The sequence below is a fragment of the Acidovorax sp. Root275 genome, assembly GCF_001428965.1.
Taxonomy (GTDB): domain Bacteria; phylum Pseudomonadota; class Gammaproteobacteria; order Burkholderiales; family Burkholderiaceae_C; genus Acidovorax; species Acidovorax radicis.
This window is the reverse complement of sequence record NZ_LMJH01000001.1, coordinates 1,559,614-1,570,383: the sequence shown is the minus strand read 5'-3', so window position 1 is coordinate 1,570,383 and position 10,770 is coordinate 1,559,614. Positions and strand designations below refer to the sequence as shown.

Here is a 10,770-nt window from a genome sequence, read left to right as displayed (position 1 = left end):
TTTGCGGTGTTGCCTGGCGTTGCCGTCATGCTACTGAGCAGATTGCTGCTGTCGTAGTGGTAGGAAAGTCGTAATCCTGGAATAGTCTGCGACGTGATATTGCCAGCGCCATCGTAGGAAATACTTCCGGAACCTTGCGGTGTTCTCAGGCTGGTCAGGCGATCCAGGTTGTCATATCCAAAGGTGCGGTCATAAGCATTGTCGATGCTGTCTGAAATGCCGGTCAGATTGCCAACGCCGTCGTAGGACAGTGAGGACCGGCTGTAGGGGGTTGATGACCGAACTGTAGAAAATGAACTGGGCCACAGGCGAGAATTTTGGCTGTACTCTGAGGAGACGCCATTCGCATACGTAATCCTGTTGACCTGCCCTGATGGCCAATAACTGACACTGGTGATATACCCGGAGACGGAAGTAGGGCGCCCGAGCGCATCCACGCCGTAGCGCACAATTTCACCGGAGAAAGGGTAGGTAATGGAAGTCAGGTGGTCATTTTCGTTGTATCCATACCTGGCCGTCCAGGTCATTCCATTGGCATTCAATGTTTCAGACTGGAGGTTTCCGTTTCCATCATAGGAAAAGCTGCGGGTAGCATCTGTCGAGAATGTTCGCAGTAAACGGTGCCTGTCATCATAAGTGTGGGTAACAGAAGGCGTGGCGCCTGTGTAATTGATGGTTCTCAGCCGATTCTGGCTGTCGTAACTGTACGTGGTGGTGCCTGAAGATCCCACATTCTTGGATGTCATATTGCCCGCTGCATCCCGGCCGTAGGATGTCGTGCCCGTTTCTGGATGGGTTGCGGAAATCATATATCCACTGCTGTTATAAGAATAGTGCCTTGTTATCCCAGCTTGCTTGGCAGACGTAATAAGGTCCTTGCTGTTGCGGTCGTAGTCCATGCTCGCGCTGGAATCAGGCGTAGTGATGGCCATCAGGAATTTTTTGTCAGGGTCGCCATATGCGCGATAGTAATTAATGGTGGTATTGCCATTTTCATCTCTGACCGATTTGGAGGAAGATCCATAGTTGATGAATTTGGATGTTCCATCTGGATTCCGGATTTGAGCGACGCGATCCAGAATATCGTAGGAGTACGATGTGCCCGAGCTGCTGCCGGGGTTGGATATGAATGTAGTGCGCCCCAGTGCATCTGTGGAGTATGAGGTACTGATACCCCCTCGGGTGACTGAGAATACTCTTCCGAAGGAGTTGTAGTTGATCGTTTCTGTCAGTGATCCACGCGTTGCGGTGCGGCTTCGGCTGGTGTAGCTGATGTTGACGTTATTGCCCTCTGGGTAGTCCACAGAGGTGATCCTGTTCATGGAGTCATATCCATAGCGAGTTGTTTCACCTCCAATGGTTTCGGAGGTTACATTGCCAGCGTTGCTCACTTCTCGTGTTATGGAAATTCCTTCAGGCTGGCTTTCGTTTTGTGCAACACCACGGCTGTAGTTGGAATAACTATGCGTTAGCGACCTTGGGAAGGTGGCGCTGCTTACATTGCCGGCGCTATCGTAGGTTCGGCTGATCGAGGCACCATTTTTTGTCTCATTGGTCATGTTGCCGCTGCTATCGAAATCCCGGGTGATCGAGTGACCCGAGGAACTTTCGTTTTGCGGCTGCCTGATGATCCACTTCGATGTATTTGTATAGTAGCTGACGGTAGTTGTTCTGTCGCCACCCCTTGTGCCTGATTCGGTGATGGTGCGAGGGTTTCCATAACTATCGAAATTGCTATAGGCAGTATCGTAGCTTGCGCCGTCGCGAGTAATGGTTTTGCGTGTGAGCAACGGTGCATTGGTTTCAAGATAATCGAATCTGGTCACAAATGCTCCGGGCCGAACATAGGTTTCCGTGGAAATTCTCTGTCCACTCCAGGTGTATTGTTCAGTTTGTTCGTCGCCAATGCGTTTCTGGATCAACAAACCGACCTTCCAGATGCTGCCAGCGCCAGCATAGTTGGGGCCTACGTGCTTATAGGTCGTCGTTCCTTCTGGCGAGGTGACTCGAGTCGTATCCAAGGAGCTATTGCCCCCGGGGGAATAGTCGAATGACCAGATTCCTCCCGTACTCATTGACTTCTTGCTCACAACATTGGATTTGCTGGCTGGATTGGACTGTGAGTCAAAAAATACGAAATCGTAGGTGTAGGTGATGCTCCCGCCTTGTGGTGTTGTGGCGGAACGCATGAGATAGCTCCCGGCAGAGGCACCATTATTTTCCGAATAATCGTACTCCCAGGTAGCATTGTCTGGCCTGGTAACGGTGCTCAGTTGATAGACTCCTGCGATACCAGAGGGCTTGTAAGAATAATCGTAGGTTTGTCCAGCACTGGTTATGCTGCTAATCCGTGCAGTTGTTTTTCCTGAGTCAATGTATGTAAATGAGGCAGATCTTCCATCACTGGTCTAATGCTGCGTATCTCTGCGCTAGATGCCGATGCATAATTAATGTTGATGTAGTTTCCATTGCGATCCGTGATTTTTTTGGTGTGCCACTCATACATTGGATTAGCGGTCGACCCGGATCCCAACGCTTGGGTCATGTCATAAACCATCCCGTCGGGTGAGGTAACTACCAAGCCTATGCCACTGGTGCTGCACATAGCTTTCCATCGCTGCGTGGTAATCATCAGCGGAGAATTTTGGCCGGTGAAGGTAAGCAGCTGCCGACTGCCATCTGGAAGTTCTAGGATGGGGTTGTCTGAAACGGACTCAAGATTTTGATTCAGACAAGGGTATGAGTTTCGAGACTTTAGAATGCGACCAAAATGCAGGGTCCATCCCAAGCCAGCGCTCATTCTGGGCTGTGTCGGGTTGGCAGGATCGACACTGCTGCTGTTGTAAGAGCGGACAATGGTTAAATCCATTCCACCGTTGCCAGGAATTCTGAGGTCTATGTAGTGTCGCTGGAGTGCACCCGTAAACGGGTCGATATTTTCATTTTGGCTTTGATTGACGAATGCCCTGTTGGGCTGAATGCCAGGTTCTTTGTAGAAGTCTGGAATCGCCTCTTGTGCGTGTCCGATAGCGGTTGTGGAAAATAAAATGGCCCATAACCATTTTGCGGATTTATTTTTCAAAACTTCCTCCCTGTGATTAATATTGCTTGGTGCTTGCTATCGATGGATGGTTTTGCTTCACCGCCTTGTAGTGAAGTCAATTTCATCGATAAAATTAATGGTCATCAAAAATATAGGTGGTGCGGCGCATGCGCAGAAGTGGGTGCCAATTAGAGAATCCCCGTCAAGAGTTTGTAACTACCAACTCTGGTAGGTGTTGTTTGCTGGCATTGAGGTTAGGTCCTTTCGGTGTTGACATCTGGGGTCTAGACGATGCTCGCTAAGTCCCACCCAAAAAATCACCGGGCAATGGTGTGATCGTGCCGGCCTTTCTTTCAATAGGCCCGAGCAACTGCGATGGCTTGTTCTCGGTCGTATGGCCGTTTGGGCCTGTCTGCCTAAGGCCTGATGCCTGGGCAGTACAGTCGGGCGTTTGGAGTCACGCTGAGCGAACACAACCTAGGGCGTTTCCCCCAAAAATTCGGGTGAAAATTGGCCCTGACGCTTATGGTGCGAGTGCTAGCAGCTATGAATATGTGAGTAGCTGGCTGCACAAAGCTGGCTGCGGCTTCGGGCCTCCATCGTGCCCACTTTCAAACGCCTGGACGTCCCTGCCGTACATGCGTCGCCAGCACCGCAGCCACTTCTTCTGCCACGCCCCGCACCGTCAGCGGCGCGCAGCCCTCGGCGTGGTTGCTGATGGTCACAAACGCGTTCTGCCGCCGGCGGGTGATGCCCGCAATCACGCTGGCAAGCTCGGCGCGGGTTGGCAGGTCGGGGTGGTGCAGGCGGTCATACGGGTCGTACAGCCGTTCCGCCTCTTCATAGCCATAGGGGCCGTGCACCGGGTTCAGGTTCCAGCGGCACACCAGGGGGCCTGGCCACAGCGCGCGCAGCATGGGCAGCTGTTGCTGCAGTGGCGGCATCTTGGCGTGCAGGCCCAGGCAGTAGGTGGCACCGGCTTCGCGCAGCACGGCGGCAAAGTCGGGGGTCAGCCATTCGGGGTCGCGCACTTCCACCGCAATCACCCCATCGGGCGCCGTGGGCGCGAGGGCTGGCAGGGCGAGCAGCATGGTGCGCAGGCGCTCCAGCAGCAGCGGCAGGCGGTCCAGCTGCGCCAGCGGCAGCGGGCTGAGCTGGAACACCAGTGCGCCCAGCTTGTGCCCCAGGCCTTGCAGGGCAGGCTCCACACACTCGCTGCGGGCCAGTTCGGGGCTCAAGAATGCTGGATTGGCCTGGCGGCCCCGGCCGTCTTCGCTGCGCACCAGGGCGTCGGTCACCACACTTGGTGCCTTCACCACAAACCGGAAGTCGTCGGGCGCCTGCGAGGCGTAGCTTTCGTACTGGCTCACGGTGAGCGGCCGGTAAAAGCTGCGGTCAATGCTCACGGTGCGCATCAGCGGGTGCTGGGCATATACCGCCAGGCCTTGCTTGGACAGTTGCGTGTCGGAATGTTCGCCCTCCCACACCAGGCCTTTCCAGCCGGGGTAGGTCCAGCTGGAGGTGCCCAGGCGCAACTGCCGGGGCAAGGCGGCGGCCAGGGCGGTGAGCGCGCCGTCGGGAGCCATGGCGGCTACTTGGCTGGAGCGTTTGCGCTGGGCAGGCGGTGCGGCGTGTTCTGCGGCTTCGGGCGCAGCGGCTTTGGTGGGCCGGGTGGAATGACGGAAAGGCGCGGGAGGTGTCGGGGCTTCGGGACTGCCGAACAGATCGTCTTGCATGCGGCGGGCAGGGCAGGTAAGTGAAGGGGCCAGTGCGCGGGGTCACAACCCCGAGAACAACCCGCCCTCGTTCAGCAGCTCGTACGTGATCTCCGGCCGCTGGTCCATGCCCTTCTTGATGGCGGCCGGGATGGCCTGGCGCGTCTTGCGGCACAGGCCGCGCTGCTCATGGACCAGGATGGTGATGCCGCGCAGGGTGCGCACTTCGTTGGGGCTGGGGGCGATGGTCAGGCGCAGGCCCAGCTGCTGCTCCATGCGCTCCTGCAAACGCCGCAGGTCGCTCAGGCTGGTGATGTTCTCCAGCCGCTGCAGCAACTTCTTTTCTTCAGCCTGGGTGAGCTGCAGGATGCGTGCCTCCAGCACGGCATCGGGGGATTGCAGCAGGGCATCCCGGTCGCAGACACAGGCGCCCGGCGGGCATTCTGTGCGGATAGGGAAAGAGAGGGAAGGGGCATCCATGCAGGGGACTGGGGCTCGGTGGCCTGCGCATTTTAAGAGTGCCTGCGAAAAGTAGTGCTCTGTGACTTCGTTCTTGCGGAGCCCATACAGGGCCGTGGGTCTTGCTCGCCATGCACCGGTCTGGAGGAATGTGGTGTCGGCAGGCTTCGATACCACTGCCAGAAACGACTAGCGCGCCAGAAAGGCGCGCTAGTCGAGTCCCTGCCGATGCAGTTATTTCAATCGAGGCAGATCAGCGGAGATTGCCCCGCTTGCGTTGCAGCCATACTGAGCCCAGGAGCGCCAAGCCCAGAAGCATCATGGCGTATTCGCTCAAGGTGGGGATGTTGCTGACGGGCGCTACGCCCCGGGCGATGGTGTAGAAAGCTCCTGTGGTGAAGTTCCCGTCACCCACACCCGCGCCCCCCAGAGGGGAGCCACCCGCGTTGATCGAATTGTCGTCAGTCACGTCCAGGCGTAACGTGCCGTTGCCTGTTCCAGTATTGACGGTCACGGTGTAGACGGCGCCTGCGCCACTGACGCCGGTGATGGAGGCGCCCGCAATGGTTCCGGTGCTTGTCAGAGCGAAGTCCGCCGCATCCACACCAGTGACCGGGGTGCTGAAGGTGACGGTGTAGTCCACCGACGCTGCTGCCGTCGGGTCCACATCAGCGCGAACGATGGACTGCACGACCGGACAGCCGTCGGTACAGCCGCTCACTTCAAAGATGCCACCGCCTTCTGGAAGGCCTTCGATCACGACGCTGAAACGATAGCTACCCGTTTGCTGGATGCCCAGGAGGAATCGGACGTCGATGGAGGCACCCGCGGCCAAGGGTGTGCCCAAGGTCACGGCCCCGGCGGACAGGGTGGAATTGAAGCCACCGCCGTTGGGTTGCGAAGGCGGTTGCTCTAGCGTGGTGCCTTCCACGGTCACGTTGCTCGTGCCAGAGCCGCAGGGCGCGCGGTCTACGGTGACCACCACGCTCGAAGATGTGCGGGGGCGCAGATCCGCAATGCCGGAAGGAGCGGGGAACGTCGTCAGGTCAATGATCTTGAAGCGCAGCCGCGTCAGGTTGCCACCACTCGTATTGGTGAAGGTCCGGCGGACGTCCAGCGTGCCAAAAGTGGAGTTGTTGGCGGGGTCGCTCGTCAAGTCCCGCACCGAGTTGGGCGGCGCTGGCGCGGCCACACAAGGGTCGAGCAAGGCGGGGCTGACGATGCTGCCGATGACGGGGCTGCTCAGGTTGGAGGGCGATGGTGCCCCCAGCCGCTGTCCGGCGCCCGCCGAGGTACCGTTGGTGTCTACAAAATAGAAATCGGTGGCGTTGTTGTTGGTATCGATGGCCACGCCCGTGGTCGCGCAGGCCGTGAAACTGGCGATGGCGCCTTGTTTTCCACAAATGTCGCGGGTAAACGAATAGTTGATGGAGAAGGGGGTCAGTGCGGAATACCCCGTGCCTTCCTTGTACAGCGTGTTGGCCTCCGACGTGGAGCCCACGGCATCAAGGCGGTTTGCCAGCAAGAACTCGGCGGGGGTATTGCTGCTGAACAAGGCAATCCCGGCATTGTCGGGAATGTCCGTGACGTAGGTGGCGTCGCCCGTGGCCGTTGTGCCATTGCCAGCGGGGTAGCCGCCGATGGAATAGGCACCGCTGTTGGTGCACAGGTAGTGCCCGTGGGCGGGGATGACCGTGCCATTGGGGACGGAACACCGCAGCACGCCATCCGACGCTGCAACGCCGTATCCGGTGCCGGTGCCGGTGGCGACTACGGTCAGTGGTGCAGCAGTTTCGTTGTAAAGCTTGATGAATTCATCATTGGCGCCACTGGGGCCGCGCACCCGAAATTCCCCAATGATCAGTGCAGAAGCCTGGGGCGCTGCGATGCACAGCAGGATGAAGGCCATCGCACTGAAGCGGCGACGCACCAAAGAAAAAAAACTTCGAACAAGACAGTCGAATCTCATACATCCTCCGGCACAAAGTGCGTGGTTTAAGGCCGCAAGTGGATGTGTAAATGAGAAAGGAGGCTGCCTACCAGTTCACATACAAAAGCAATTTTTACGGGGCTTTTACAGGATGCGCCTTATCTGTAGCCCGCGCAATAGGTACAGGCCAGAAGGGGGCCAGTTGCATTGCGGTCATTTCTGAGGCTTTTGAATATCGGCCCGGTGCGTCCATCCGGGCTATTGCGCCCGTGTAGCCCGAAATGCCTGTGGCAAACTCGCGCGCTTCGCGTATTTTTTCGAGTTTCAGAGAGTTTGCCCACCCATGCAGCAGATCGTCCGGCAGTTGGCCGCAGAAATCAAAATCAGTGAACAACAGGTGCGCGCAGCGGTGGAGCTGCTCGACGGTGGCGCCACAGTGCCTTTCATCGCCCGCTATCGCAAGGAAGTGACGAATGGGCTGGACGATATCCAGCTGCGCGAGCTGGAAGCGCGCCTGTCCTACCTGCGCGAGCTGGAAGACCGCCGTGCCGCCGTGCTCAAGAGCATCGACGAGCAGGGCAAACTGACCGACGCTTTGCGCGCCGCCATCGCCGCGGCCCCCACCAAGCAGGAACTGGAAGACCTCTACCTGCCTTTCAAGCAAAAACGCCGTACCAAGGGCCAGATGGCGCGCGAATTCGGCATCGAACCCTTGGCCGACAAGCTGTTTGCCGATCCCACGCTGGACCCTGCGGCCGAGGCCGCCGCCTTCACCAAGCCCCCCGAAGTGCTGGACGATGGAAAGACGGGCGCCGATTTCTCCACCGTGCCGGCCGTGCTCGACGGCGTGCGCGACATCCTCTCCGAACGTTGGGCCGAGGACGCCGTGCTGGTGCAGTCGCTGCGCGAATGGCTGTGGACCGAGGGCTTGCTGCGCAGCAAGAAGGTGGAGGGCAAGAACGAGAACGACCCCGAGGTTTCCAAGTTTCGCGACTACTTCGAATACGACGAGCCCATTGGCCGCGTGCCATCGCACCGGGCGCTGGCGGTGTTCCGGGGCCGTGGGCTGGAGATCCTGGAAGCCAAGCTGGTGTTGCCCGTCGAGCCCGAGCCCGGCAAGCCCAGCCTGGCCGAAGGCAAGATTGCCCTGCACCTGGGCTGGAGCCACGCAGGCCGCCCGGCCGACGACCTGCTGCGCAAGTGCGTGGCCTGGACTTGGCGCGTGAAGCTGTCGCTCTCGACCGAGCGCGACCTGTTCGCCCGCCTGCGCGACGACGCTGAAAAAGTGGCCATCAAGGTGTTTGCCGACAACCTGCGCGACCTGCTGCTGGCGGCCCCTGCGGGCCCGCGCGTGGTGATGGGCTTGGACCCCGGCATCCGCACCGGCGTGAAGGTGGCCGTGGTGGACGCCACAGGCAAGCTGGTGGAGACGGCCACCGTGTTCCCGCACGAGCCGCGCCGCGACTGGGAAGGCTCGCTGCACACCCTGGCCAAGCTGGCCGAAAAACACGGCGTGAACCTGATCGCGATCGGCAATGGCACGGCCAGCCGCGAGACGGACAAGCTGGCGGCCGACCTGATCAAGCTGGCAGCCAAGGTAGACCGCGCGATTGAAAAAGTGGTGGTGAGCGAAGCCGGGGCGTCCGTCTATTCCGCCAGCGAATACGCGTCGCAAGAGATGCCCGATGTAGACGTGAGCCTGCGCGGTGCGGCGTCCATCGCACGGCGCCTGCAGGACCCGCTGGCCGAGCTGGTGAAGATCGACCCCAAGAGCATCGGCGTGGGCCAGTACCAGCACGACGTGAACCAGAGCGAGCTGGCCCGCACCCTGGGCACGGTGGTGGAAGACTGCGTGAACTCGGTGGGCGTGGACCTGAACACGGCGAGCGTGCCGCTGCTCTCCCGCGTGTCGGGCCTGTCGGGCAGCGTGGCCAAGGCCGTGGTGCGCTGGCGTGAGGCCAATGGTGCGTTCAAGAGCCGCAAGCAGCTCATGGATGTGGCGGGCCTGGGCGCCAAGACCTTCGAGCAAAGCGCGGGCTTCCTGCGCATCCGCGGCGGCGAGAACCCGCTGGACATGACCGGCGTGCACCCCGAAACCTACCCCGTGGTCGAGCAGATCATGGAGAAGACCGGTAAGCCCGTGGCCGAGATCATGGGCCGGGCCGACATGCTCAAGACCTTGAAGCCCGAGCTGTTCGCCAACGACAGGTTCGGCGTCATCACCGTCAAGGACATCCTGGGCGAGCTGGAAAAGCCCGGCCGCGACCCGCGCCCGGACTTCAAGGTGGCGCGCTTCAACGACGGCGTCGAGGACATCAAGGACCTCAAGGAAGGCATGATCCTGGAAGGCACCGTGAGCAACGTGGCCCAGTTCGGCGCCTTCATCGACCTGGGTGTGCACCAGGATGGCCTGGTGCATGTGAGCCAGCTGGCGCACAAGTTCGTGAACGACGCACGCGAAGTGGTCAAGACCGGCGACATTGTCAAGGTCAAGGTCATGGAGGTGGACGTGGAGCGCAAGCGCATCGGCCTGTCGATGAAGCTGGGCGACGCGCCGCCGCGCCAGGGTGGCGACCGGGGCGCGCCGCGGGACAACCGGTTCGAGGGCGCGGGCCGGGGCTACGCCCAGCCCCAGCGCCGCGCGCCCGAGCCCACACAGCAGTCGGCCATGGCATCGGCATTTGCCAAGTTGCAACAGGCCAAGGGCCGTTGACCGATTGGGGCGGGATTGCGGCGGTATGGGGGCCATAATCGCCAGCAACCCCAACTCTGGTGCCTGACCCCATGGAGCTGAACGCACTGCTCGCCCAACCCGTGGCTCTGCCCAGCCTTCCGCGCACGGTGGCACTGCTGATGAGCGAGCTGGCCCATGAAGAACCTAGCCTGCGGCGCCTCAACCAGCTTTTTGGCACCGACCCGGCACTGGCCGGGCGGCTGCTGGAGCTGGCCAATTCCCACACTTTCCAGGTACCGCGCCAGATTGCGGGCATCCCCGAAGCGCTGACGCTGCTGGGCATGGCCCAGGTGCGCGCGCTGGTCACGTCGGCGCCGCTGGGCACCACCTCACGCTCCGTGCCTGGGGTGAATATGCAGCAGTTCTGGCGCTACAGCCTCAACACCGCCAAGCTGGCGCGGTCGCTGGCGGGCATCGTGCACCAGAACCAGATCGCCGCGTACACAGCCGGCCTGCTGCATGCGCTGGGCGAACTGGTGATTCATCTGGCCGACCCGGAGAAAGCCCAGTCGGTCAACACCCTGGTGGCGCCGTTCGACCTGCGGCGCGGCAAGATCGAAGAACGCATCTTTGGCTACGGCTACGGCCATGTGACGGCCGGGCTGGCACGCCGCTGGCGGTTGCCGGAGGTGGTGGTGGACGCCTTGCAGCACCAGAGCGCGCCGTTTGACAACAATGCCTACGAGCCCCTGGCGGGCGTGATCCACCTGGCCGCCTGGCGTGCCCGGGCCCGCGAGGCGGAGCTGGGCGAAAAGGAACTGGCCGTGTCCTTCCCCGGCGAAGTGGGCCTGGCGCTGGGGCTGGACATCGACATGGTGCTGCAGCAAGACCCTATCGACTGGACAGCGAAGCCCGAGGCTGCCGACTACGTGGTCTGAGAACCGGTTCT

At 60.3% G+C, this 10,770-nt stretch carries 7 protein-coding genes; 2 read left to right on the top strand and 5 right to left on the bottom strand.

Going from position 1 to position 10,770, the window contains the following annotated elements; translation table 11 throughout:
- The 5 genes from ASE52_RS25925 to ASE52_RS06975 form a co-directional block, all read right to left on the bottom strand.
- A partial coding sequence (locus tag ASE52_RS25925; protein ID WP_082606784.1) for an RHS repeat protein occupies positions 1 to 2,189 on the bottom strand: 2,189 nt, incomplete at its 3' end.
- Between the two features lie 146 nt (positions 2,190 to 2,335).
- Entirely contained in the window at positions 2,336 to 3,082 is a 747-nt protein-coding gene (locus ASE52_RS25530) for a hypothetical protein (RefSeq protein ID WP_140426151.1), read from the bottom strand.
- 572 nt (positions 3,083 to 3,654) lie between these two features.
- Positions 3,655 to 4,779 (bottom strand): DUF72 domain-containing protein, encoded by a 1,125-nt coding sequence (locus ASE52_RS06985; RefSeq protein ID WP_057224758.1) that lies wholly within the window; start codon positions 4,777 to 4,779, stop codon positions 3,655 to 3,657.
- 42 nt (positions 4,780 to 4,821) lie between these two features.
- Positions 4,822 to 5,238 carry a hypothetical protein gene (locus ASE52_RS06980; protein ID WP_057224757.1) on the bottom strand — a complete coding sequence of 139 codons (417 nt, stop codon included), beginning with the start codon at positions 5,236 to 5,238 and terminating at the stop codon, positions 4,822 to 4,824.
- Positions 5,239 to 5,470: 232 nt separating this feature from the next.
- Positions 5,471 to 7,126, bottom strand: coding sequence for an IPTL-CTERM sorting domain-containing protein (locus ASE52_RS06975; RefSeq protein ID WP_057224755.1), 1,656 nt, complete (start codon positions 7,124 to 7,126; stop codon positions 5,471 to 5,473).
- 364 nt (positions 7,127 to 7,490) lie between these two features.
- On the opposite strand from ASE52_RS06975, the gene ASE52_RS06970 reads away from it, so the two are divergent.
- Entirely contained in the window at positions 7,491 to 9,860 is a 2,370-nt protein-coding gene (locus tag ASE52_RS06970; protein ID WP_057224753.1) for a Tex family protein, read from the top strand.
- A gap of 71 nt (positions 9,861 to 9,931) precedes the next feature.
- Positions 9,932 to 10,759, top strand: a complete 828-nt coding sequence (locus tag ASE52_RS06965; RefSeq protein WP_010465558.1) for an HDOD domain-containing protein — start codon at positions 9,932 to 9,934, stop codon at positions 10,757 to 10,759.
- The last annotated feature ends 11 nt before the right edge of the window (positions 10,760 to 10,770 follow it).